General features: G+C 69.5%; 17 protein-coding genes and 1 pseudogene. 12 read left to right on the forward strand and 6 right to left on the reverse strand.

Annotated features, from left to right (window positions below; all coding sequences use genetic code 11):
- The first annotated feature begins 639 nt into the window (after positions 1 to 639).
- On the forward strand, positions 640 to 1,560 hold the full coding sequence (locus tag ACFTZL_RS14000; RefSeq protein WP_382581354.1) for an aminoglycoside phosphotransferase family protein: 921 nt from the start codon (positions 640 to 642) through the stop codon (positions 1,558 to 1,560).
- A gap of 81 nt (positions 1,561 to 1,641) precedes the next feature.
- On the opposite strand, the gene ACFTZL_RS14005 is transcribed toward ACFTZL_RS14000, so the two are convergent.
- Complete coding sequence (locus tag ACFTZL_RS14005) at positions 1,642 to 2,700, reverse strand: lytic polysaccharide monooxygenase (RefSeq protein WP_382581356.1); 1,059 nt, start codon at positions 2,698 to 2,700, stop codon at positions 1,642 to 1,644.
- Between the two features lie 316 nt (positions 2,701 to 3,016).
- A complete protein-coding gene (locus ACFTZL_RS14010; protein ID WP_382581357.1) occupies positions 3,017 to 3,697 on the reverse strand; it encodes a TetR/AcrR family transcriptional regulator in 681 nt (226 codons plus the stop codon).
- A 101-nt stretch (positions 3,698 to 3,798) separates the two neighbouring features.
- Between ACFTZL_RS14010 and ACFTZL_RS14015 the strand changes: the two genes are divergently transcribed.
- Entirely contained in the window at positions 3,799 to 4,764 is a 966-nt protein-coding gene (locus ACFTZL_RS14015) for an NAD(P)-dependent alcohol dehydrogenase (RefSeq protein ID WP_382581359.1), read from the forward strand.
- A 299-nt stretch (positions 4,765 to 5,063) separates the two neighbouring features.
- Here ACFTZL_RS14015 and ACFTZL_RS14020 read toward each other — a convergent pair whose 3' ends face one another.
- Positions 5,064 to 5,972 (reverse strand): LysR family transcriptional regulator, encoded by a 909-nt coding sequence (locus tag ACFTZL_RS14020; RefSeq protein WP_382581361.1) that lies wholly within the window; start codon positions 5,970 to 5,972, stop codon positions 5,064 to 5,066.
- Positions 5,973 to 6,048: 76 nt separating this feature from the next.
- Positions 6,049 to 7,044: an acetylxylan esterase gene (locus ACFTZL_RS14025; RefSeq protein WP_382581363.1), complete on the reverse strand. Its 996-nt coding sequence runs from the start codon at positions 7,042 to 7,044 to the stop codon at positions 6,049 to 6,051.
- A gap of 231 nt (positions 7,045 to 7,275) precedes the next feature.
- On the opposite strand from ACFTZL_RS14025, the gene ACFTZL_RS14030 reads away from it, so the two are divergent.
- The 6 genes and pseudogenes from ACFTZL_RS14030 (at position 7,276) to ACFTZL_RS14055 (ending at position 13,932) form a co-directional block, all read left to right on the forward strand.
- Positions 7,276 to 8,268, forward strand: a complete 993-nt coding sequence (locus tag ACFTZL_RS14030; RefSeq protein ID WP_382581364.1) for an ABC transporter permease — start codon at positions 7,276 to 7,278, stop codon at positions 8,266 to 8,268.
- On the forward strand, positions 8,262 to 9,134 hold the full coding sequence (locus ACFTZL_RS14035; protein WP_382581366.1) for a carbohydrate ABC transporter permease: 873 nt from the start codon (positions 8,262 to 8,264) through the stop codon (positions 9,132 to 9,134). The genes ACFTZL_RS14030 and ACFTZL_RS14035 overlap by 7 nt, the downstream gene beginning before the upstream one ends.
- A gap of 37 nt (positions 9,135 to 9,171) precedes the next feature.
- Positions 9,172 to 10,827, forward strand: coding sequence for an extracellular solute-binding protein (locus tag ACFTZL_RS14040; protein WP_382581367.1), 1,656 nt, complete (start codon positions 9,172 to 9,174; stop codon positions 10,825 to 10,827).
- Positions 10,824 to 11,228 (forward strand): annotated as a pseudogene (locus ACFTZL_RS14045) (xylan 1,4-beta-xylosidase); the annotation flags it as partial. The gene ACFTZL_RS14040 and the pseudogene ACFTZL_RS14045, both read left to right, overlap by 4 nt.
- A gap of 17 nt (positions 11,229 to 11,245) precedes the next feature.
- Positions 11,246 to 11,929 (forward strand): hypothetical protein, encoded by a 684-nt coding sequence (locus ACFTZL_RS14050; RefSeq protein ID WP_382581369.1) that lies wholly within the window; start codon positions 11,246 to 11,248, stop codon positions 11,927 to 11,929.
- A complete protein-coding gene (locus ACFTZL_RS14055) occupies positions 11,926 to 13,932 on the forward strand; it encodes a beta-galactosidase (protein ID WP_382581371.1) in 2,007 nt (668 codons plus the stop codon). Before ACFTZL_RS14050 ends, ACFTZL_RS14055 begins: the two co-directional genes overlap by 4 nt.
- Here ACFTZL_RS14055 and ACFTZL_RS14060 read toward each other — a convergent pair.
- Both ACFTZL_RS14060 and ACFTZL_RS14065 read right to left on the reverse strand, forming a co-directional pair.
- On the reverse strand, positions 13,926 to 15,902 hold the full coding sequence (locus ACFTZL_RS14060) for an alpha-glucuronidase (RefSeq protein WP_382581372.1): 1,977 nt from the start codon (positions 15,900 to 15,902) through the stop codon (positions 13,926 to 13,928). The two genes, ACFTZL_RS14055 and ACFTZL_RS14060, sit on opposite strands and share 7 nt — an antisense overlap.
- Positions 15,903 to 15,922: 20 nt before the next feature.
- On the reverse strand, positions 15,923 to 19,726 hold the full coding sequence (locus ACFTZL_RS14065; RefSeq protein WP_382581374.1) for a GH92 family glycosyl hydrolase: 3,804 nt from the start codon (positions 19,724 to 19,726) through the stop codon (positions 15,923 to 15,925).
- Positions 19,727 to 20,094: 368 nt separating this feature from the next.
- Here ACFTZL_RS14065 and ngcE point away from each other — a divergent pair, with 368 nt between their 5' ends.
- The 4 genes from ngcE (at position 20,095) to ACFTZL_RS14085 (ending at position 24,859) form a co-directional block, all read left to right on the forward strand.
- Complete coding sequence (gene ngcE / locus ACFTZL_RS14070) at positions 20,095 to 21,549, forward strand: N-acetylglucosamine/diacetylchitobiose ABC transporter substrate-binding protein (RefSeq protein WP_382581376.1); 1,455 nt, start codon at positions 20,095 to 20,097, stop codon at positions 21,547 to 21,549.
- 65 nt (positions 21,550 to 21,614) lie between these two features.
- The gene (locus ACFTZL_RS14075) at positions 21,615 to 22,541 is read left to right on the forward strand and encodes a carbohydrate ABC transporter permease (protein WP_382495966.1); all 927 of its coding nucleotides are present in this window, start codon (positions 21,615 to 21,617) and stop codon (positions 22,539 to 22,541) included.
- Positions 22,541 to 23,464, forward strand: coding sequence for a carbohydrate ABC transporter permease (locus ACFTZL_RS14080; protein WP_382581378.1), 924 nt, complete (start codon positions 22,541 to 22,543; stop codon positions 23,462 to 23,464). The genes ACFTZL_RS14075 and ACFTZL_RS14080 overlap by 1 nt, the downstream gene beginning before the upstream one ends.
- Positions 23,465 to 23,647: 183 nt before the next feature.
- Positions 23,648 to 24,859 (forward strand): ROK family transcriptional regulator, encoded by a 1,212-nt coding sequence (locus ACFTZL_RS14085; protein WP_382581380.1) that lies wholly within the window; start codon positions 23,648 to 23,650, stop codon positions 24,857 to 24,859.
- Positions 24,860 to 24,992: the final 133 nt, after the last annotated feature.

Consider the following 24,992-nt stretch of genomic DNA (forward strand, 5'->3'; position numbering starts at 1 on the left):
CTCACTCGCGGCCTCTGTAGTTCTTCAACGCCCTCCCCCGGCCCCGGCCCCGGCCCCGGTCTCCGGTCTCCCGGCCACCGGCGACCTGCCACCCCCGGCCCCGCTCTCCCCACCCCCCGCCACCGGCGAACCACCACCACCCCCCACCCCACGCGAGCCCTCCGAAACCGCCACACGCCCCGGCAACCCGTACCGCTCCGGCCCGGCGCCGGCCGATTCCACCGAGCGGAGCTCCGTACCGTCCTCGCTCCGTACGTACACCGCCGCCAGTGCCACCCCGGCGAACGCCAGGACCCGCTCCCGCGCGGCGAGCTCCGGCGCGGGACGAGGCGGACCGGTGCCCCCGTTCCCCGGCGCCCGAAGACCGGGGACCGCGGCCCGGGCATCGCCGTAATGGGGCATGTCCGCATCCACCTCCCGTCCGTGCCGCAGCCACCGGCAGGTGGGAGTCCCCGGAACTCAGGCGACGACGACACGGCGGATCCACGCCGCGACTGAGCGGCAGGGCACCCACACAACAGAATCGCACACCTGGATAACTGCGACATATGGGGCAGGCGGTCCGGCCCGGTCGGCACACCTCGCGATTTCCGGCCACGCGTACCCCGTCGTGCCGCCGCCCGGCTAGCGTTGCCCCGCATGACCCACACCGAGATCGAGATCACGCCGGAACTGATTCGGGAACTGCTGCGCGACCAGCACCCCGACCTGGCCGATCGCCCCCTGCGACTCGGCGCGCGCGGCTGGGACAACCAGCTCTGGCGCCTCGGTGACGACCTGGCCGTGCGGCTGCCCTGGGCGACGGGCCCCACGGACGTGCTGCTGCGCAAGGAGCACACCTGGCTCCCCGTACTCGCCCCGCTGCTGCCCCTGGAGGTTCCGGTCCCGCAGCGCCTCGGTGAGCCCTCCGACCGCTTTCCGCATACCTGGATCGTCACCACCTGGGTGCAGGGCGCTCCCGCCGACCGCGCCCCCGTCACCCGCGCCGCGGAATCGGCCGAGGCCCTGGCCGCCTTCCTGACGGCTCTGCACCGCCCCGCCCCCGAGGACGCGCCCGCGGGCCGGGGCCGCGGCGGGCCGTTGTCCGACTATGCCGAGGGGCTCGCCCAGCAGGTCGCCACGGCCACGGAGCTGGGCCTGCTCGCGGACCCGGAGCCGGTCCGCGCGATCCTGGACGACGCCCTCGCCGCGCCCGCCTGGACGGGCCCGGCGGTCTGGCTCCACGCCGACCTGCACGCGGCCAACGTCCTCACTGCCGACGGCACCTTCTGCGGTGTGATCGACTTCGGCGACCTCTGCGCCGGCGACCCCGCCTGCGATCTCGCCGCCGCCTGGAACCTGCTGCCGGACGGTGCCGCCGACCGCTTCTACGAGCTCTACCGCCCGGCCGCGGACCCCGCGACCCGGCGCCGCGCCCGGGGCTGGGCGGTCGCGCGCGCCCTCGTCTGCATGATCATCGGAGACGCGGGAGACCACGGCCGCCCGGGCGGCAAGCCCACGTGGGGCCCGCCGGGCCGGGCCGCCCTGCACCGCCTCCTGGCCACGGCCGACCACGCGTGACCCGGGCGGCGGGTGCCGTCACCCGGTGACGGGCCCGGCGACCGAGGCGCACCGGTCACCGGGCCCGCCCCGAGCGATGGTTCAGCCCACCCGGCAGGGCAGGCTCGTCGTACTGTCACCGCCTGGAGCGGTGGCGGTGTAGCCGAAGGTCGTGCTCCTGCCCGGGGCGAGGGAGCCGTTCCAGCCGGCGTTGTGGACCATCACCGACTGGCCGTTGTAGGTCGCGTTGCCGCTCCACAAGCTCTCGATCTTGTGGCCGGCCGGGAGGTTCCAGTCGACCATCCAGCCGAGCATCGGGACGGTGCCGGTGTTGGTGACGGTCACCTCGGACTGGTAGCCGCCGTTCCAGCTACCGGTCGTCCTGCGGGTGGCCGTGCACGTGCCGGGCACCGGCTCGGACGGGTTGCCCGGCTCCTTGATGCCGGTCACCTCGCCGTTGCCGCCGTCGAAGACGATGTCGGAGCAGGAGTAGAAGGTCTCCTGGCTGTCGGAGCGCTGCCAGACCATGTAGATGATGTGGCGGCCGTCCTTGCCGGCGGGGAGCTTGCCGGTCCAGGAGTAGTTGGCCTCGACCGTGCCAGGGGAGCCGTTCAGCGGCGGGTGGTCGACGCTCAGGAACGGCCGTTCCTCCATGTCGTTCCAGGTGAGCGTCTTGGCCGGGTCGAAGCCGTCCTTGGTGATGTAGACGTAGAACCAACCCGGGTGCGCCGCCCAGGCGTTGTACGAGAAGTCGACCGTCGCGCCCGAGGTGAGATGCGTGAGCGGCCAGTCCTTGCTGGGCGTGTTGAACCCGGTGAAGTTGGTGTTGCCGCCGCTGCACAGCTCGCCGTCCGGTACGAAGCCCCGGGTGCGGCCGGCGCCGTCCGAGCGGAGCACCGAGAACCAGTTGTAGAACGGCGTGGTGCCGCTGACCTGCTGGGCATTCCGGCAGGCCGGGTTGACCGGCTTGATCTCACCGGTGTCGGTCAGACCGTCCTGCCAGCACAGGAAGGTACGGCTGCCGGGCTTCATGGGCGTGCCGTGGGCCTCCGCCTCACCGCCGGCCGTCATGACCAGACCGAGGGCCGGGACCGTGACGAGCAGGGAGAGCAGGACGAGGAAGAGGGACCTGGCCCGGGTGGGGACCGTTAATCGGGGCATCGGGAGTCTTCCCGACCTCTTTGTCAGGATCATGACAGCATCATCCGTTCCTTGGGATACGGGCCTGCGGATGCGTGTGTGGGGATGCGTGTGCGGATGCGCGGGGTGGGAGCGACTTCAGGGCGGGTTCCGGTCCACCGTTATGGGAGCGCTCCCACCCCGCTTGTTGCGGAAGTTAGCGCCGAGGGGCGCGGTTGTAAACGGTTGTCGCACCCGGAGTGCCAGTCAGGGGCCTTCTGCTGGCCGCCAGGGCCTGTTGCGAAAGTGGGGTTGTCGGACTGGACTGGACGCGCCCCGCGGCAGGTGCCGTGTCAGGTCAGGCTCTGGGGGTCCGCTGCCGCTGGGGACTGTCAGCCGCGATCGGGAGACTGCGCAGTGACAGCGCGGTCGGCGGAGGCAGCGGCTCGTTGGCCGTGTCGGCGCGGAACGACTGGAGCAGGTAGGCCACCAGGCGCCGGGAGGCCGCACCGTCACCCGGTAGGGCGGTCACCAAACCGCAGTGTGCCAACATGACCACGGCGAGGTCGGAAGGGTGAAAATCGGCCCGCAGAGCGCCCGACGCCTGAGCCCTGCGTACCAGGGTGGTGAAGTCCCGCTCGGCTCGTTGCCGGGACTGCGCGTGTTCCGACGTGCTTTCCGGGAAGGCCGCGACGAACGCGGCCGGGAACCCGCGTTCCTCCCGTTGCAGAGCGCAGACCGTCTCGATCAGCTGCTGGAATCCCTGCCACGGGTCAGGGGCGGCCAGAGCCTCGGTGAGCGCCCGCACACAGGTGTCCATCTGCTGTGCGAACGCGCCCCGCACCAGGGCGTCCCGGGTCGGGAAATGCCGGTACAGCGTCGCCACGCCGACTCCGGCCCGACGCGCCACGGTCGCCATCGGGGCGTCGATCCCGTGCTCCGCGAAGACCGCACGGGCGGCGGCGAGGACGCGCTCCCGGTTGCGCCGGGCGTCGGCCCGCAGCCCGTCCTGGGCCGCGATCCGAGAGGATTCCACCATCACTGCCTCTCGCTTAGGGTCCAAACGGACGATCGCGTCCACTTAGGAGCCTACCGTCGGTGTCAGTTCCCTCCACGACCACCGGCGGCAAAGGCAGAACGATGAGCGACGGCATGATGAAGGCAGTGCTCTACGACCGCTACGGCGGCCCCGATGTGCTGTACCTGGGCCGCGTGCCACGCCCCGAGCCGGCAGCCGGCGAGGTGCTGGTGAAGGTGCACGCGTTCAGCGTCAACGGCGGGGAACTGGCAGCCCGTGCCGGCCGCGTCCGCCTCTTGACCGGCCGGAAATTCCCCCAGCGTGTCGGCTTGGACTTCACCGGCGAGGTCGCCGCACTGGGTGCCGGAGTCGCACGGCTCGTGGACGGCGACCGCGTATGGGGGGTCTTGGGCCGCACCTCCGGGTTCGGCAGCGCCGCCGAGTACGTGACCGTGCCTGCCGAGCGGATCGGCCGGGTCCCCGACGGACTGGATCTGGTGGACGCCGCCGCGCTGCCGGTGGCCACCACGGCCGTCACCGCCCTGCGGGACAAAGCCGGGCTGCGCCCCGGCGAACGACTCCTCGTCCGGGGCGCGGCGGGCGGCGTCGGCAACGCCGCCGTCCAGCTCGGACGGGCGTACGGCGCCGAGGTCACGGCCCTCGCCCGTGCGGCCAACCTCGACTTCGTCCGCGGGCTCGGCGCGCACGAGGCCGTCGACCACCGGATCGTGCGGTCGGCGGAACTGGACCGCTTCGACGTGGTCCTGGACACCGCGGGGACCGAACTGCGGGCCTTCCGCGGCCTGCTGAATCCCGGCGGGCGCATGGTCACCATCGCCTTAGACCTGAAACGGCCCGCTGCGACGCTCGGCTACCTCGCTGCCAGCACGGTCCACGGACACGGCCGGGTGCGTTTCTTCAGCGGCGACCCCAAGCGGGCGCACTTCGACGACCTCGCCCGCCATGTGGTCGAGGGCAAGCTGAGCCCCGCGGTGGACACGGTCTTCCCCCTGGAGGAGACCGCGGCGGCCCACCGGGCGCTGGAGGCGGGCGGCGTCCAGGGCAAGTACGTGGTCAGGGTCGCGTAGGACTCCTGTGGCCGCTGCTTGTCATAGCGATGGCCACAGCCCGGTGACGCTTGAGGCGATTGATCCCGCACTCGCTCGGGCGGACGGTCTCCAAGACGGGTTCGAACTGCGGCGAGTCACCACGCTGCCCCGCCGTCACCACGATCGACGTGGAGTCGACGCTCAGGTCCCGCGTGACCGCGAATGGCCCGCCCTCGCCCCCCCTTCGGCATCAACGGCTCCGACATCGCCCACCGTTCATCAGTGAGATCGCCCCGCACCATGAATCTCGATCATCCATGCCCCAAGATCCACTTTCGTTACACGGCCTGGCCCCGGCGCAGGACGCGCTGGGCCGCCTGCCGCAGGGCCGCGACGAGCGGCTCGTCCCGGCGGCTCGGCAGCCAGCCCAGCGCGGCCGTCCAGGGTTCGAGATCGGTGACGTCGACGTACGACACACCGCGGCGCGGGTAGAGCCAGCGGGTCGTGTCCGGCGGTAGCTGGATCCCCTGCCCCATGGCGATCAGCGGCAGGGCGCTCTCGTAGTCGACGATGGCGTGCGGGCTGAACCGCACCGGGGTGCCGTCCGGCAGCGGGCCGGCGGACCAGAAGTCCCGGAACACCTTCGGGACCTGCTCCGACCAGCCGATGCGGGGCTGGTCGGCGAGGTCCGCGAGGGTCAGCGCGTCCCGGGCGGAAAGAGGGTGACCGTCGGCCATGGCCACGCAGCGCGGCCCGCCGGCCAGTGCCAGGGTCTGGACGCCGTCGGGCACGGGCAGAAACAGGAACGCCGCGTCGACCTCGCCCCGCAGGATGGCCGGGCCGGCGTCGAAGCCCATGCGTACGACGTCGACCTCCACCTGCGGGAAGTTCTCCCGCAGTTCCTCCAGGACGGCCGGGATCGGGTCCATCGAGGTGATCGCCTCCAGCGAGCCGATCACGATCCGGCCCGCGGCCGCGTTGGCCCGGGTCTCCGCCTCGCGGCGCAGCTCCTCGGCCGCCTCCACCACGGCCCGGGCCCGCCCCAGGAGCGCCTCACCCGCCGCGCTCAACGCGACCCTGCGCGTCGTCCGGTCCACCACGGCGACACCCAACCGCTCCTCCAGAGCGGTGATGTGCCGCGAGAACGTCGGCTGCGCCATGAAGGCCCGCCGCGCCGCCCGCCCGAAGTGCAACTCCTCGGAGAGGAGCAGGAACAGCTGCAACTGCTGGATGCTCGGATACCTCACGTCGCTCCTGGGGCAGCAGCCATGTCCCCGAGGCTACCAACGCCTCCTCAGCCAGGGAGACACCGAACCGGCACTCCTACGCCGCACCCCCGACCACCCCCGCCACCCACCCCAGTTGACGCCGCACATGCACCGCATCCCCACCCTCATGCCCGTTGAACGGATACGCGTGGATCTCCTTCACCGGGTCCGCCCCCGCCGACTCCCCGTAGACATTGAACGCCCCGTACGCCCCGCTCGGAGGACACACCGTGTCCCGCAACCCCACGCCGAAGTGGGCGGCGGCCGAGGCCCGGCGGGCGAAGGAGATGCCCTCCACATAGGACAGCGTGCGATACGCCGCTCGCTCGGCGCCCCGATGGACGGACAGATACGCGGCGATCTCCCCGTACGGCCCCGCATCCGTGAGGTCGAGGGCCCGCCGGATCCCGCACAGCAAGGGAGCCGAGACCAGCAACGCCGCCACATCGGGAACGAGCCCGGCGACAGCCAACGCCACCCCACCTCCCTGACTGTTGCCGGCCGCGACGATCCGACTGGCGTCCACGCCGGGCAGCTCCCGTACCGCCGAGACCGCCCGCACCGCGTCGGTGATCAGGCGCCGGTAGTGATAGTCCTCGGGTGTGCGCAGTCCGCGTGCGGCCGGACCGGGCCCGCCCGGCGCCCCGGCGTGCGGATCCGGGGTCTGTCCGCCGCACCCGTACTGGTCGCCCTGGCCGCGGTTGTCCATGAGCAGATGCGCGTACCCGGCGTTCACCCACGTCAGACGCTCATGCGGAAGCCCGCGCCCGCGCCCGTACCCGGCGAACTCGACCACGGCGGGCAGAGGTTCGTCGACCCCGGCGGGACGGCTGAACCACGCCCGCACCGGGTCGCCCGCGAATCCCCGGAACGTCACGTCCCAGGTCCGCGTCAGCCGAAGCCCCGTCTCCACCGGCCGCACCGACACCAGCGGATCCGCCTGCCCGGCCTCCTTCAGCGTGCTCATCCAGAACGCGTCGAAGTCGGCGGGCTCCTCCAACTCCGGGCGATGGCGCTCCAGTTCCGTCAGCGGCAGGTCGAACGCGGGCACGGCGGCACCTCGCAGGAGTCGGTGGTCATCCAGAAACTTGCGATGGACGACGGGCGTTGGTCCCTGGGGTCTACCCAGGTTCGACGGGATTCCAACGCGGCTCAGACGCCCCGCCTGACTGCCGCTGCACCCATTGACAGCGCTTTCTGCTGCCCTTAAGTTGCCGCGAAGTTACCGGTAAGAGCTCGAAAGTTTCGGTTCCGCGTCCCTTGCCCATGGGAGGCCCGAGCAATGAGCACGTCCACCACATCGGCCCCGCCGGGCACCCAGGACCCGCCTCCGGCACGGGCCGCACCCCGACGCGGCAAGCGGGGCTCCGCCCGGACCGGCTGGCGGCGGGCGCTGCGCCGCGACTGGCAGTTGTACTCGCTGGCGATCCTGCCGCTGCTGTTCTTCCTGGTCTTCCGCTATCTGCCGATGATCGGCAACGTGATCGCCTTCCGGCGCTTCGAGCCCGGCGGTTCGATGTTCGGCGAGGACTGGGTGGGCCTGCGCTATGTGCGCATGTTCCTCAGCGACCCGACGTTCTGGCAGGTGTTCCGCAACACCCTGTGGCTCGGCGGGCTCACGCTGGTGTTCTGCTTCCCGATCCCGATCGTCCTCGCCCTGCTGCTGAACGAGGTGCGCCGACGCTCCCTGAAGCGGTTCGTGCAGTCGGTGTCGTACCTCCCGCACTTCCTGTCGATCGTGATCGTCGCGGGTCTGACCATGCAGATGCTCGCCACCGACGGCCCGGTCAACCACGCCCTCGGCTGGTTCGGGCACGACGAGATCCGCTTCATCCAGGAACCCGACTGGTTCCGCACGATCTACGTCGGCTCGGAGATCTGGCAGACCGCCGGCTGGGGCACGATCCTCTACCTCGCCGCGCTCACCACCATCGACGAGGACCTGTACGAGGCCGCGCGGATCGACGGCGCCAACCGCTGGCAGCAGATCTGGCACGTCACCCTGCCCGGCATCCGCCCCACCATGATCACGCTGCTGATCCTCAATGTGGGCACCTTCATGGCCGTCGGCTTCGAGAAGGTCCTGCTGCTGTACAACCCGCTGACCTATCCGACGGCCGACGTGATCTCTACGTACGTCTACCGGGCGGGCGTTGAATCCAACAGCTTCAGCTACGCCGCCGCCATCGGGCTGTTCGAGGCGATCATCGGCCTGGTCCTGATCACCTCCGCCAACACGCTCTCGCGCCGCACAGTGGGGACCAGCCTGTGGTGAAGCCGAGCCGTTCCTACCGGGTCTTCCAGGGTGTCAACGGGGTGATCCTCACCCTCGTCGTGGTCGTGACCCTGTACCCCTTCGTCAACATCGTCGCGCGGTCCTTCAGCGGGGAGCGGCAGATCCGGGCCGGTGAAGTGACCCTGTGGCCCGAGGGGTTCAACCTCACCACGTACAAGATCGTGTTCCAGGACTCGATGTTCTGGCGGAACTACGGCAACACCGTGCTCTACACCGTCGTCGCCACCGCCGTCGCCATGGTTCTGACGACCTGTTACGCCTACGTCCTGTCGAAGAAGCACCTCAAGGGGCGCGGGGTGCTCGTCGGCATCGCCGTGTTCACGATGTTCTTCACCGGCGGTCTGATCCCCAACTACGTCCTGGTCACCAGCCTCGGCCTGAAGAACAGCGTCTGGGCGATCGCGCTGCCCAACGCGATCAGCGTCTTCAACCTGCTGGTGATGAAGGCCTTCTTCGAGAGCCTGCCGACCGAACTGGAGGAGGCCGCGCAGATCGACGGACTGAGCACCTACGGCACCCTGCTCAGGATCGTGCTGCCGCTGTCCAAGGCGGTCGTCGCGACCATGGTGCTCTTCTACACGGTGTCCTTCTGGAACTCCTGGTTCAGCGCGTTCCTGTACATGGACCACTCCGACCTGATGCCGGTCACCGTCTATCTGCGCAACCTCATCGCGGGCGCCACCGGCGGCGGGAACGCCGGTGCCACCACCGCGGAGCTCAGCCAGGTCGGCGCGAGCATCCAGGCGGTCACCATCGTGCTCACCGCGCTACCGATCATCTGCGTGTACCCGTTCGTCCAGCGCTTCTTCGTCTCGGGCGTGATGCTCGGCGCGGTCAAGGGCTGACACCCCCTCACCTCACCTACGCACCAAGGGAGCCCCCGTGAAGAACGCAGGAGAGCTGTCGCGGCGTCAGATCCTGGCCGCCGCAGGCTTCATCGGCCTCGCCACCCTCACCGGCTGCGGCAGCGGCGACGACGGCGGCGACTCCAAGGACCTGACCAAGAAGCAGAACGGCGCGATGAAGGACTACCGGGCCGGCCAGCAGTTCAAGGCCGCCAAGGCGTTGTCCTTCTCGATGCTGCACAACGACAACCCGGTCTACCCCCTCAAGAAGAGCTGGCTGTTCTGGAAGGAGGTCACCAAGCGCACCGGGATCACCATCAAGCCCCTCGACGTCCCGCTGGCCGACTACGAGAAGAAGCGCAGCGTCCTCATCGGCTCGGGCGACGCCCCCTTCATCATCCCGAAGACGTACCACCCCGGCGAGGTCGCCTTCGTGTCCTCGGGGGCGATCCTCCCGGTCAGCGAGTACGTCGACCTGATGCCCAACTTCCGGGACAAGGTGAAGAAATGGAGTCTCGAACCCGAACTCGACTCCATCCGCCAGTCCGACGGCAAGTACTACCTGCTGCCCGGCCTGCACGAGAGGCCCAAGTCCGGCTACTCGCTGTCCTTCCGCACCGACATCCTCGACAAGCACGGACTCACTCTGCCCACGACCTGGGACGAGGTGTACGACGTCCTCAAGGCACTCAAGGCGGAGTACCCCGACAAATACCCATGGACCGACCGCTGGAGCACCAACACCCCCTTCCCGTGCGGGGCGTTGTTCCAGTACCTCGGCCAGGCCTACGGGGTGAAGGCGGGCTGGACGTACGACAACATCAGCTTCGACACCAAGGCGCAGAAGTTCGTCTTCACCGCCGCCCAGGACGCGTACCGGGACATGATCGAGTACCTGCGCAGAATCGTCTCCGAGAAGCTGCTCGACCCGGAGAGCTTCACCCAGCAGGACGACCAGGCCGTGCAGAAGCTGCTGGCAGAGAAGTCCTATGTGATCAGCGCCAATCCGCAGGAGCTGGTGCAGAACTACCGCTACAACCTGAACAAGCAGGTCAAGGGCTCGAAGATCGAGATGATCCCGGTGCCGCTGGGCCCGGCGGGGCCGATCCTGCTGAGCGGCATCCGGCTGGAGAACGGCGTCATGATCTCCAGCAAGGCCCTCAAGAGCGACACCTTCGTCGCGATGATGCAGTTCGTGGACTGGCTCTGGTACTCCGACGAGGGCCAGAAGTTCTGCAAGTGGGGCGTGGAGGGCGTCACTTACACCGAGTCCGGCGGCACCTACACGCTGAAGCCCGGGATCTCGCTGATGGGCTCCGACCCGGACGCGCCGAAAGACCTCCAGAAGGACTACGGCTTCTTCAACGGCGTCTTCACCTACGGCGGCAGCTGGGAGCTGGTGTCCTCCAACTTCAGCCCGGACGAGAAGAAGTTCCAGGACGTCATGTCCCAGCGCAAGGAGCTCCCCGTCGACCCGGCCCATCCCCTCCAGTCCTTCGAGCAGGAACAGGCGACCCTCTGGGACACCCCGCTCAAGGACACCGCCATCCAGAACACCCTCCAGTTCGTCCTCGGCAAGCGCCCGCTGTCCCAGTGGGACGCCCACCTCGCCGAGCTGAAGGGCAAGAACATGCAGCAGCTCGTCGACCTGCACAACAAGGCGTACGAGCGGTTCAAGAAGGAGAACGGGTGATCCGCGTCCCCGGCTCGCCGGGCGGCCGGCTGACCGACGCCTGGCGGCAGTGCGTCGGCACCGGCCGCCTCGACCTCGCCCTGCGCAGCGACTACCAGGAGTCGCTGAAGGTCCTCCAGCGCGACATCGGCTTCCGCTACATCCGGGGCCACGGGCTGCTCAGCGACGGCATGGCGGTGCACCGGCCTTACGAGTGGCAGGGCCGCCGGCACGTCCGGCACTCCTTCACCCACGTCGACCAGGTCCTCGACACCTACCTCGGCCTCGGCATCCGCCCCTTCCTGGAACTCGGCTTCATGCCCGGCGAGTTGGCCTCGGGCGAGCAGACCGTGTTCTGGTGGCGCGGCAACGTCACGCCGCCCCGCTCCCACCAGGAGTGGGCGGACCTGGTCCGTGCCCTCGGCCGGGAGGTGACGGCATGAGCACCGTACGCACCTCCGACTTCGGCGCCGGCGCCCTCTCCCGCGCCTCCGCCCTGATCCACACCGTCCTGACCGTCGAGGCGCTGCTGCTCCTCACCGCCTCCCCGGGCCTGGCAGGCCTGCTCCTGCTCGGCCCCGACCCCGCCAACCTCCCGCTCGCGGCCCTGTGCCTGCTGCCCCTCGGACCGGCCCTGTCCGCCGCCCTGTACGCCCTCCACCACCGCAGCCGCGACCTCACCGAACTGCGTCCGGCCCGCGCCTTCCTGCGCGGCTGGCGGCTCAACGCCGTACCGGCGCTGAAGCTGTGGACGCCCCTGCTGGCCTGGCTGACGGTCATCGCCTTCACCCTCACCCACTTCTCCGCCACCGGCCTGCCCGGCTGGTGGGCGCTGCTGCTCGCGGCGATCGGCGCCTTGGCTCTCCTCTGGGGCGCGCACGCCCTCGTCCTCACCTCGCTCTTCGCCTTCCGCGCCCGGGACACCGCCCGCCTCGCCGGGTACTTCCTGTTCCGGCACGGCCGCGCCACCCTCGCCGCCGCCTCCCTGCTGATCCTGACGGCCGCGCTGACCGCCCTGCTGACCGAGGCCCTGCCCGCCCTGCTGGCCGCCCCGCTGCTGCTGTCCCTGCTGCACGGCAGCCGCACGGTGATCACCGAGACCCAGGAGGAGTTCACGGCATGACCGCGCCCCGCACCCCGAAGATCCCGTACGGCGGCGACTACAACCCCGAGCAGTGGCCCGAGGACGTCTGGGACGACGACCACCGCCTGTTCACCCGGGCCGGCATCGACACGCTCACCGTCGGCGTCTTCACCTGGTCCCTCACCCAGCCGGCGCCGGACAGCTACGACTTCACCGTCCTGGACCGCGTCCTGGACCGGGCCGCGGCCGAGGGCCGCCAGGTCTGCCTGGCCACCGGCACCGCCGCCCTCCCGCCCTGGCTCGCCAAGCGGCACCCCGAGGTCAACCGCACCGATTTCGAGGGCCGCCGCCACCGCTACGGCCAGCGCCACAACTTCTGCCCCAGCTCACCGGCGTACCGCGAGCACGCCACCGCGGTGGCCTCGCGCCTCGCCGAACGGTACGCGCACCACCCGGCCCTGCTCGCCTGGCACATCAACAACGAGTACGGCGGCGTCTGCTACTGCGACCTGTGCGCCGAGGCGTTCCGGGAGTGGCTCCGGGACCGGCACGGCACCCTCGACGCCCTCAACGACGCCTGGTGGACCACCTTCTGGTCGCACCGCTACACCGACTGGGATCAGATCGAGCCGCCGAACGCCCTCACCGAGCACTGGCGCGGCCCCGACCACACCGCGTTCCAGGGCATCACCCTCGACTACTTCCGCTTCACCACCGACGCCCTCCTCGGCTGCTTCCTGGCCGAGAAGGAGGTGATCCGCGCCCACGACCCCGACACGCCCGTCACCACCAACTTCATGGGCACCTTTCGCCCCCTCGACTACCACCGCTGGGCGCCCCACCTCGACTTCGCCTCCTGGGACAGCTACCCGCCCCTCGACGCCCCGCCGACCCGGCCCGCCCTCGCCCACGACCTGATGCGCGGCCTGAAGGACGGCGCCCCCTTCTGGCTGATGGAGCACACGCCGTCCACCACCGCCTGCCGTGACGTCAACCCGCTCCGGCGGCCCGGCGAGCTCCGTCTCGCCACCTTCCAGGCCGTCGCCCACGGCGCGGACGCCGCCCTCTACTTCCAGATGCGCGCCTCACGGGGCGCCTGCGAGAAGTACCACGGGGCGGTCATCGGCCACGCGGGCCGCGACGACACCCGCGTCTTCCGCGAAGTCGCCGAACTCGGGCGGGAGTTGGAGGCCCTGGGCGACCGGACACTGGGCGCCCGCACCCCGGCCCGCACCGCCCTGCTCTTCGACTGGGACAGCTGGTGGGCCCTGGAGATCTCCGACGGCCCGTCCCGGCTGGTCAAGTACCCGGACGTGGTCCACGCCTACTACAGGGCCGCCCGCGAGGCCGGCGCCGACGTGGACGTCATCCCGCAGACCGCCGACCTCACGCCCTACGACGTGGTGCTCGCGCCCGCCCTGCACATGGTCAAGGGCGACCTCGCCACCCGCCTCGAAGCCGTGGCCGCACGCGGCGGCACGGTCCTGACCACCTTCCTCTCCGGCCGCGTCGACGAGCACGACCGCGCCTTCCTCACCGACGTCCCCGGCCCGCTCGCCCCCCTCATGGGCGTCCGCGTCGACGAATGGGACGCCCGAGCACCGGAGTTCGCCCAGACCATCCCGGAGCTGGGGGCAGAGGCGCGACTCGTCTTCGAGATCGTGCTCCCGCGCGGCGCCGAACCGGTAGCCACCTACGGCACCGACTTCTACGCGGGCACCCCCGCGGTCACCCGGCACCCCTACGGCGACGGCGAGGGCTGGTACGTCGCCACCGCCCTCGACCAGCCGGGCGTCGACGACATCGTCCGCCGGATCCTGACCCGCCACGACCTGCTGGGCCCCTACGCCGGCCACTCGGCGGTCGAGACGGCCACCCGTGTCGCCCCCGACGGCACCCGCCTGCTCTTCCTCCTCAACCACGCTCCCGAACCGGCCCGTCTGACCGCCCACACCACCGCCACCGACCTGCTCACCGGCAAGCGGGTGGACCAGGGCGAACCCCTGGTCCTCGATCCCTTGGGCGTGGCGATCCTTCAGTAGATCCGCCGCCCCCGCTCGTCCGGCACCCCGGACTTGCGGAAGAAATAGCTGTTGATCTGGTCGCGCCACTCGCGGGCGCCGCGGAGCTGCTCCTCGTACCGCTCCGCCACCCGCGCGTGGCGCACCGGATCCACCAGCCCGGCCAGCGAGGCCCACACCTCCCGGGCCTCCTCGACCTCCTCCACGCCCTCGAAGTGCGTGTCGTAGATGTGCTGTATCACCGTCTTGCCGCTGTGCAGGGTGTGCCCGTACGACACGTGGTGGAAGAACAGCAGCAGTTCGTCGGGGCAGGTGTCCGGAGACTCGTACAGCTCGGCCCACGGCTTGGCGTACTGCCCGGCGTATCCGGTGCCGGTCGCCACGCTGCGGTCGACGCCGATGCCGTCCCGGTCGGCGAAGTGGTAGGTCCCCCACGGGCTGTACTCGTATCCGTCCACGCTCGGCCCGTAGTGGTGCCCCGGCTGCACCATGAAGCCCACACCGAGGGGAGCGGTGTACTTCTCGTACGTCCGCCACGAGCCGTCGAGCACGGCGTGCAGCCCCGCCTCCGGCCCCGGCCCGAAGGTGAGCCCGATCCACTCGTCGAGCACCTCGCCCGGCTCGGCGTCCGGCTGCCAGGCCAGCCGCCCGAAGGCGTAGAGGTTCGCCTGGGCGAGGGGATGCCCGGTCCAGAACGGGTCGTCGCCGGCGTTGGACACGGCGATCAGCCCGCCCCGCGCCAGTTCCCCCACGGACGACTCCGGCTCGTGCCGGAACCGCAGCACCTCGCTCCACATCGGCCCCAGCCAGCAGACGTGCCGCTGCTGCCCGGTGTACTCCTGGGTGACCTGCAGCTCCACCGCCAGCCGGGTGCCCGGCATCGCCCCGATCAGCGGCGAGACCGGCTCGCGCACCTGGAAGTCGATCGGCCCGTGCTTCACCTGGAGCACGGCGTTGGCCGCGAACTCCCCGTCCAGCGGCAAGAAGTGGTCGTACGCGGCCCGGGCCCGGTCCGTCCTCCGGTCCCGCCAGTCCTGGCAGTGGTCGTAGACGAACGCCCTCCAGTGCACGGTGCCGCCGTAGGGTTCCAGCGCGGCGGCCAGCAGGTTCGCCCCGTCGGTATGGCTGCGGCCGTAGGCGAACGGCCCCGGCTGGCCCTCAGAGTCGGCCTTCACCACGTACCCGCCGAAGTCGGGTATCGCCTCGTACACCGCTCTCGTGGCCTCGGCCCACCAGTCGCGCACGGTTTCGTCCAGCGGATCGGCCGTGGGCAGCCCGCCGAGCACCACCGGCGCGGCGAAGGACACGGACAGGTGTGTGCTGACCCCATAGGGCCGCAGCACATCGGCGATCGCGGCGACCTCGCCGATCCGGTCGGTCAGCAGATGTGCCTCGGTCTCGTGCACGTTGACGTTGTTGACGGCGACCGCGTTGATCCCGCACGCCGCCAGCAGCCTGCCGTACGCCCGCACCCGCTCCAGGTCCCCGCGCGCCCGCCCGTCCTCCCAGAACAGCGAACCGCCCGCGTACCCGCGTTCCACCTGGCCCATGACCGGGTGCACGGCGACGTTGTCCCAGTGGTCGAGCATGCGCAGGGCCAGAGCGGGGTGGTGGGTCTCCCGCGTCCGTTCACCGGTGAACGCCGCTTCCCCGAGCCGTACGACATGGAACAGGCCGTACAGCAGCCCGCGTCCGCCGGAGGCGGTGACGGTCGTCGTGCCGTTCTCCCGGGCGACCGTGAAGTCCTCGTCACCGAGGTCATGGACGCCGAGGTCGAGGACCAGGTCGTACGCGCCGCCCTCCGGCTCGGCGTCGCGCGCGACCCGGCCCCCGAACCGCCGGCAGGCCTCCGCCACCTCTCCGTGCACCGTCTCCGCCAGCGGGCCCGATCCGCGGATCAGCGTCCGCCGGCCGCCGACCGCCCGGAAGGCGGCGGGCGGCAGCCAGGCCGGGTCGACACCCTCGGGCAGGACGGGCACGGGAAGCGGCATGAGACCCCCAACTCGATTGCTCAGGAGAGCAGTTCGACCTCCGCCAGGGTGCCCTCGCCGTCGAGGACCAGGCGGTACTTCTCGTACGTACCCGGTGACCTCACCGTGAACGCGCGTGTCTGCCTGTCCCATGCGAAGGACTCGTCGGAGCGCCTGTCCAGCGTCCGCCAGGTCGTGCCGTCGGAGGAGCCCTGGAGCGTCCAGCCGGTCGGCGCCTTCGCCCGGTCCGACGACGACGTCAGCGTGTACTGGACCGCCTCGGCACGCTCGGGGACCGGCAGATCCACCGAGGTCGCCGCCGCGTCCGTCGCCGACGTGTCGTCGAACAGGGCACCCTCGCCCTTCAGCACGTCCGCGCGGGGCGTCGGCACCTTGTCGTCCCGGGTGATCGACACGGGCGCGGCGTGCTTGCCCGTGCCCCAGGTCGACGGCCGCGGGCCCATGTCGAACTCCAGGACACCGCCCTCGGCGACCACCGAGTGCGGCAGGGAGGTCTTGGTCCAGGTCCGGCCGTTGACCTTCAGCCCCTGCACATACACGTTCTTCGCGCTGTTCCGCGGCGCCTTCACCACCAGCTCGCGCCCGTTCTCCAGACGCACGGTCGCCTTCGTGAACAGCGGTGAGCCGATCGCGTACTCGCCGCTGCCCATCACCAGCGGGTAGAAGCCGAGCGCGGAGAACAGGTACCAGGCCGACTGCTCGCCGTTGTCCTCGTCGCCGTGGTAGCCCTGGCCGATCTCGCTGCCCGTGTACAGGCGCGACAGCACCTCGCGGACCTTCTCCTGCGCCTTCCAGGGCTGCCCGGCCGCGTCGTACATGTAGATCGCGTGGTGGGCGACCTGGTTGGAGTGCCCGTACATGCCCATCCGCACGTCCCGCGCCTCCGTCATCTCGTGGATGACACCGCCGTAGGAGCCGACGAACTCCGGGGAGGCCGTCTCGGGCGTGGAGAAGTAGGTGTCGAGCTTGTCTCCCAGCCCCTTCCGGCCGCCGTACAGGTTGGCCAGGCCCCGGCCGTCCTGCGGTGCGGTGAACGCATAGCCGTAGCCGTTGGTCTCGGTGTAGTCGTGGCCCCAGACGCGCGGGTCGTACTTCGAGGACTCGACCCGCCAGTCGCCCTTGGCGTCCTTGCCCTGGAAGAAGCCGGCCTTCGTGTCGAAGAGGTTCACATAGTCCCGGGCGCGGTTCAGGAAGTACTCCGACTCCTCCTTGTAGCGCCGCTCGCCGGTCTCCTCGTAGAGCTTTCGGCCCATGCGGGAGATGCCGTAGTCGTTGAGGTAGCCCTCCAGTGCCCAGGACAGGCCCTCGTGCGTCTCGGTGCTGGTGTAGCCGAGGAAGGGGGAGGTGGTCATGCCCTTGCGGCCGACGCCCGGGTTCGGGGGGACGACCGTCGCGTTCTTCACGGCCGCGTCGTAGGCCGCCTTCGCGTCGAAGTCGACGCCCTTGACGTACGCGTCCGCGAACGCCACGTCCGAGGACGTGCCCGTCATGAGGTCCGCGTAGCCGGGGGAGGACCAGCGCGAGGTCCAGCCGCCGTCCTTGTACTGCTGCACGAAGCCGTCGACCAGCTCACCGGCCCGCGACGGAGTCAGGAACGAGTACGCCGGCCAGGTCGTCCGGTAGGTGTCCCAGAAGCCGTTGTTGACGTACACCTTGCCGTCGACGATCTTCGCGCCGGTGTGGGTCGGGGTGTCCGGGTTCGGCATCGGGGAGAAGGGCGAGGCGTACCGGTGCTTCCCGCCGACCTTCTCGAAACCGGAGTTCGGGTACAGGTACAGCCGGTAGAGGCTGGAGTACAGCGTGGTGCGCTGGTCGGGTGTCGCGCCCTCGACCTCGACCTTGCCGAGCAGCCGGTCCCACTGCCGCTGGGCGCTCTTCTTGACGGCCTCGAAGGACGTGCCTTCGGGGATCTCCTGGCGGAGGTTGTCCTTGGCCTGGTCGACGCTGATGAGCGAGGTCGCCAGGCGCAGGGTGACGGTGCGGTCGTCGGCCTCGAAGCGCAGGTGGCCCTTCACTCCGGACGACGAGCCCTCGGTCACCGGCTTGTCGAACGCGCCGTAGACGAACAGCCGGGTCGCGCCCGTCGAAAGACCGGACTTCACGTCCGAGTAGCCGGTGACGACCCCGTTCTCCTTGTCCAGGGTCAGGCCCGCCTGGTCGGTGACGTTGTCGAAGAGGACGCTCGCGTCGTCGCCGGGGTAGGTGAAGCGCAGGGCCGCCGCGTGGTCGGTCGGCGCCATCTCGGCCTTCAGCCCGTTCTCGAACCGCACCCCGTAGTAGTAGGGCCGCGCGGTCTCGTTCTCGTGCCGGAAGGCCAGCTCCCGGGCCTCCCGGCCGAGGTCAGGAGTGCCGGTGGCGAGGGACGGCATCACCTGGAAGGTCTGCCGGTCGCCCATCCAGGGGCTCGGCTCGTGGCTCGCGCTGAACGCCTGGATCGTCGGCAGGTTGTCCGCGTTGTTCGCGCGTGCGTAGTCGTACAGCCAGCTCAGCGAGCCCGCGTTGGTCACCGGCGTCCAGAAGTTGAAGCCGTGCGGCACCGCCGTCGCCGGGAAGTTGTTGCCCCGCGAGAAGCCGCCGCTGGAGTTGGTGCCGCGGGTCGTCACCGCGTAGTCGGACAGATGCGCCTTCGGGCGCTCGGGAGCGGCGGACTCGAGGGTCACGTCGTCCAGCCAGCCCCGGAACTTCGCCGGGCCCTTTGGGGAGTCGTACGCCACCAGGATCCGGTCCACGGTCTTGCCGGCCGCCACCGACCCGATCCGCGAGGCCACGTCGTTCCACTGGTTGACGTAGAGGATCTTCGCCGCGCCCTGCCCCCGCGGGGTCAGCGGGAAGCCGTGCTGGTCGGTGGCGCGCAGCTCGCTCAGGTGGGTGCCGTCGGTGAAGGCGAGGTCGACGGAGACGTTGGTGGCGTCGTAGTCGAGGTCGCCGTCCGCCATCGACGGGAAGATCCGGTAGGCCAGCCGCGTGTTCCGGCCGACGGCCACGTTCACGTCGAAGACCTTGTTGTACGAGTAGGCCCGCCCGTCGGCGGTGTGCCGGCCGGCGTAACGCAGGGCCCGTTTCCCGGTGAACCCGGCGCCCGCCTTGGCGGTGGGGGAGCCGCTCGGGCCGCGGTCGACGAGGGAGAGCATGTCCTGCGGGACGGGCCCTTCGCCGCCGCCCGTGGAGAGCTGGAGGTCGGCGAGCTGGAGGATGTCGCCGCCGTTGTTGCCGGTGATGTCGAGCCGGAAGTGCCGGTACTCGGCCGGGGCGGATTCCGCCAGGTCGTACGTCTTCGTCTGGAACCGCTCGGAGAAGGACTCGCCGGAGCGGGTGTCGAGGGTCTTCCAGTCCTTGCCGTCGGCGGAGCCCTTCAGGGTCCAGTCCTTCGGGTCGCGCTCGTCGTGGTCGTTGGCCGACGTCAGTGCGTAACGCACCAGTTTTACCGGTTTGTCCAGGTCGAACTCGGCCCAGCCGGTGGGCTCGAAGGTGAGCCACTTGGTGCTCGGCTCGCCGTCGACGAGGTTCTCCTTCACCTCGCCCCCGCCCGTGTTCTCGTCACTGGCCCGGACGTCGGTGACATGGTCGGTGACATTGCCCGGTATGCCGCTGCTGTAGCCGCCGTCGACCCCCGAGGCCCGTTTGCCGCCGTCGGGTGCGGTGTCGACGGTGTTCAGCCAGTCCGGAACCGGGTCGTCCGACTCGAAGGAGGAAGCGAACCTCCGGTCGGGGGTCTCGGGGGCCTGGGGCAGTGCGACCGCAACGCCCTGTGAGCTCAGGGCCAAAGTGAAGGCGGTCGCCGACACGACCGCCGAACCCCATCTGTGCCGAGCTTTCCGTTGCATCAACGGGTACCCTCCCTGCGCAGTGGACAACGTTGTCAGCTTCGAGGCGCAAGGACCAGTAGTTGCCCAAGTGGTGGGGAGTGTCAAGGGTGTTGGTTGTGGCATTCAGGGGCGGCGACCGGGATATTTCCGTCGAGGAGCACACGGACCGCTCGACTTTCCGTGAGGTCTCAACTCGGATAAGACCCACGGCCAACCTTGTGTTCGATCTTGATCCGCTGGCGGGAAGTGGACTATACCTGTCGGGCGCTTCACACCATCCGCACGTCACCACCCGCACTTTCCTGCACGACCCAGCTTGACCCGATCGCGGTGCCGGGGAGGATCCGGTTCACCGCCTGAGTCCTGGAGAAGGCGAGGACTTGAGCATGGGATCCACTTCCGCCGAGAACCACGGCACCGAGGGTGTCGGCCGCCGTGATCTGATCAAGAGGTCCGCCGCGCTCGGGCTGATCTCCGTACCGACGATGAGTTTCCTGTCCGCCTGCGCCAGCAGCGGCGGCGACGACAGCGGCGACAAGGCCAAGGCCGGCAAGAAGACCGCGAAGAACCCGCTCGGTGTCAATGACACCGCGGGCATGGAATTCGTCCTGTTCGACGGCGGCTTCGGCAAGGAGTACGCCGAGGACGCGGTGAAGGTCTACGAGAAGAACTTCCCCAAGGTGAAGGTGAAGTTCTCCGCCACCCAGAAGATCCAGTCCACGCTCCAGCCCCGCTTCAACCAGGGCACCCCGCCGGACCTCATCGACAACTCCGGCGCCGAGCAGATGGACATGGGCGTCCTGGTCGGCAAGGACCAGCTCACCGACCTCACCCCGCTGCTGGACGCGCCCTCCATCGACGACCCGGCCAAGAAGGTCCGGGACACGCTGCGCCCCGGCATCGTCGAGATGGGCCAGTTCGACGGCGAGAAGGTCTGGATCTTCTACTACGCCTACACGGTGTACGGCGTCTGGTACTCGCAGAAGGCCCTGGACTCGCTCGACGAGCAGTACCCCGAGACCTGGGACCAGATGCTCGCGGTCTGCGAGAAGGCCAAGAAGAAGGGCATGGCGGGCTGGACGTACGCGGGCAAGTACCCGTACTACCTGCCGTTCTCGCTCTACCCCATGATCGGCAAGGTCGGCGGCGTCGAGGTCCTCGACGCCATCGACAACCTGGAGCCGAACGCCTGGAAGCACCCGGCCGTCAAGGCATGCTTCGAGGCCTACTACGAGCTCTTCAAGAAGGGCTACGTCCTCAAGGGCACCCCCGGCCTGGACCACATCCAGTCGCAGACCGCCTGGGCCCAGGGCAAGGCGCTGTTCATCCCGAACGGCTCCTGGGTGGAGAACGAGTCGGCCAACGTCATCCCGAAGGACTTCGCCCTCTCCGTCTCCGCGCCCACCGGAATCGACTCCTCCGACAAGCTGCCCTTCGGCACCATCTGGGCCTCCGGCGGCGAGCCCTTCATCGTCCCGTCCAAGGCGAAGAACGCCGAGGGCGGCATGGAGCAGCTGCGCATCATGCTCAGTGAGGCGTCCTCGAAGAACTTCACGAGCAAGGTGAAGTCGCTGACCGCGTACAACGGCGGCACCGACGGCATCGCCCTCACCCCGGGTCTGAAGTCGGGCGTCGCGGCCCTGGAGAAGGCCGGCGACAACGTGGTGAATCCCCGTCTCCAGGACTGGTACGTGCAGTTGCAGAAGGAGAAGATCGGTGTGTCCGGCCTGGGCGAGATGATGGCCGGCCGTCTCACCCCGGCCGAGGCCATCAAGAAGATCCAGGGCTTCGCCGACGAGGCCGCCAAGGACGATTCGATCAAGCACTACAAGCACCAGTAACGGCACCGGAAAATCGTTAGTGACGGCACCGGAAACTCGTTTCCCGCAACGGCACCGGAGTGGCGATGCAGCACGGCAAGTACCGGTTCATCGTGGGCTTCCTCGCGTTGCCCCTCGGCCTGTACGCGCTCTTCGTGGTCTGGCCGTTCATCCAGTCCATCTATTACTCGTTCACGGACTGGACCGGCCTGAGCCCCGAATTCAAGATGGTCGGCTTCGACAACTACAGCCGGCTGCTCGACGACGAGATCTTCTGGAAGTCGTTGCAGCACAGTCTGCTGTTCGCGCTTCTGCTGCCGGTCGTGACGATCAGCCTGGCGCTGTTCTTCGCCTTCATGATCAATGTCGGCGGACGGAAGAGGAGGAACGGACCGGTGGTCACCGGCGTCCGGGGCTCCTCGTTCTACAAGATCGTCTATTTCTTTCCGCAGGTGCTGTCCATCGCCATCGTCGCGCTGCTGTTCGCGTTCGCGTACAACCCGGACAGCGGCGCGATCAACTCGATCCTGCGCGGGATCGGGCTCGACGACGTCCAGCCGCTGTGGCTCGGCGACCCCGATCTCGCGCTGTGGGCCGTGATGGCGGTGCTCGTCTGGTCCACGGTCGGCTTCTTCGTGGTTCTCTTCTCCGCCGGCATGGCCTCCATCCCGGCGGAGATGTACGAGGCGGCCCTGCTGGACGGGGCGGGCCGCGCCACGACCTTCTTCCGCGTCACCCTGCCGCTGCTGTGGGACACCGTGCAGTCCGGCTGGGTCTACATGGGCATCCTCGCCCTGGGCGCCGAGTCCTTCGCGGTCGTGCAGATCATGACGACCGGGCCGGGCGGCCCCGACTACTCGACCACCGTCATGGTCCTGTACGTGTACCAGAAGGCGTTCCGTGACGGGCAGGCCGCCTACGCCACCACCATCGGTGTCGCCCTGCTCGTCGTCACGCTGGCCTTCGCCGCCGTGGTGATGCGGCTGGGCCGTCGCGAGCGGCTGGAGTACTGATGAAGACGACGCAGACCCCCGCGCCCGTGCCGGCCGAGTCCGGCGCCCCCGTCACCAAGGAGGACATCCCGCCGGGCCCGCCGCCGAAGGCGAAGAAGGAAGGCACGGTCCTCAACGTCTTCTCCCACGGCGTCCTCGTCATCTGGGCGTTCATGGTGGCGATGCCGCTGCTGTGGGCGGTGATGACGTCCTTCAAGGACGACCGGTCCATCTTCTCCTCGCCCTGGTCGCTGCCGGACACGCTGCACTTCGACAACTGGTCGCGGGCGTGGACCGAGGCCAATATGAGCGACTACTTCCTCAACACCGTCCTGGTGGTGGGCGGTTCGCTCGTCGGAACCCTCGTGCTCGGCTCTATGGCCGCCTACGTCCTGGCCCGCTTCGACTTCCCGGGCAACCGCTTCATCTACTTCCTCTTCATCGGCGGCATGAGCTTCCCGATCATGCTCGCGCTGGTCCCGCTGTTCTACGTCGTGAACAACATGGGCCTGCTGAACACCATCCACGGGCTGATCCTGGTCTACATCGCCTACTCGCTGCCCTTCACGGTGTTCTTCCTGACGGCGTTCTTCCGGACCCTGCCGACGTCCATCGCGGAGGCGGCCTTCGTCGACGGCGCCTCCCACAGCCGTACGTTCTTCCAGATCATGCTGCCCATGGCCAAGCCGGGCCTGGTCAGCGTCGGCATCTTCAATTTCCTGGGCCAGTGGAACCAGTACATGCTTCCCACGGTCCTCAACACGGACCCGGACAAGCGCGTCCTCACCCAGGGCCTCGTGCAGCTCGCGGTCAGCCAGGGCTACAAGGGCGACTGGTCGGGTCTCTTCGCGGGCCTGGTGATGGCGATGCTGCCGGTGCTGGCCGCGTACATCGTCTTCCAGCGGCAGGTGGTGCAGGGGCTGACGGCCGGCGCGCTCAAATAACCCTGCGCGTTCGCTCGCGTACACGCCGCTCCCGACCGCGGGGGCGGCGTACAGGCGTGTGTCCATGGACCCGGAAACGGTTCAACCTCTTGACGGGAGGCGACCCGAACAGCTCAGCTTAGAGTTCACTAGTTGGACATGGACGGGGTCTCATCGAAGCGGCCCCGCGCGCAGGAGGTCGTCGTGGAGACTCCGGGGTCGCAGTCGTCGCTGCACCGAGCCAACCTGGAGCGGGTCGTACGAGCCGTGCGTCTGGCGGGCTCCCTCACCCAGGCCGAGATCGCGCGGACGACAGGCCTGTCCGCGGCGACGGTCTCCAACATCGTCCGGGAGTTGAAGGACGGCGGCACCGTCGAGGTCACACCCACCTCGGCGGGCGGGCGCCGGGCCCGCAGCGTGTCGCTGAGCGGGGACGCCGGGATCGTCATAGGGGTCGACTTCGGGCACACCCACCTGCGCGTCGCGGTCGGGAACCTCGCCCATCAGGTGCTCGCCGAGGAGTCCGAGCCACTGGACGTGGACGCCTCCTCGACGCAGGGCTTCGACCGGGCGGAACAACTGGTCAGCCGGCTGATCGAGGCCACCGGGGTCGACCGGTCCAAGATCGCCGGGGTCGGTCTCGGCGTGCCCGGCCCCATCGACGTCGAGTCGGGGACCCTCGGCTCGACCGCCATCCTCCCCGGCTGGACCGGCACCAAGCCCGCCGAGGAGCTGCGGGGGCGGCTCGGCGTGCCGGTGCACGTGGACAACGACGCCAACCTCGGCGCCCTCGGCGAGATGGTCTGGGGGAGCGGTCGCGGGGTGCGCGACCTGGCGTACATCAAGGTCGCCAGCGGTGTCGGCGCCGGTCTGGTGATCAACGGGAAGATCTACCGGGGCCCGGGCGGCACCGCCGGGGAAATCGGGCATATCACCCTCGATGAATCCGGCCCCGTCTGCCGCTGCGGAAACCGCGGCTGCCTGGAGACCTTCGCGGCCGCGCGCTATGTGCTCCCGCTCCTGCAGTCCAGCCACGGCACCGACTTGACCATGGAAGGCGTCGTGCGGCTCGCGCGGGAGGGGGACCCGGGCTGCCGCAGGGTGGTCGCCGACGTCGGCCGTCACATCGGCAGCGGAGTGGCCAATCTCTGCAATCTGCTGAACCCGAGCCGGGTGGTCCTCGGCGGTGATCTCGCCGAGGCCGGTGAGCTGGTGCTCGGGCCGATCCGGGAGTCCGTCGGGCGCTACGCGATCCCCAGCGCGGCACGGCAGTTGTCGGTTCTCCCGGGTGCCCTCGGCGGCCGTGCGGAGGTCCTCGGAGCGCTCGCTCTCGCCCTCAGCGAGATGGGCGATTCGACACTTTTGGACGGAACTGCCCCTGGAGTACTGCAGACAGCGGCGCCCGCCTTCACTTAGAGAACGGATGGCACCGTTGCCATCTCGTTAAGGATTTACCCCACCACGCCGGGAGGGCGTCCGTACTCCCGGCTCAGCCGCGCGGATAGCGCTCCAGCCAGGCCGCCGACGACTCACCGGGGCCGTGCAGCGC

The organism is Streptomyces sp. NPDC056948 (assembly GCF_042674225.1).
Taxonomy (GTDB): domain Bacteria; phylum Actinomycetota; class Actinomycetes; order Streptomycetales; family Streptomycetaceae; genus Streptomyces; species Streptomyces purpurascens.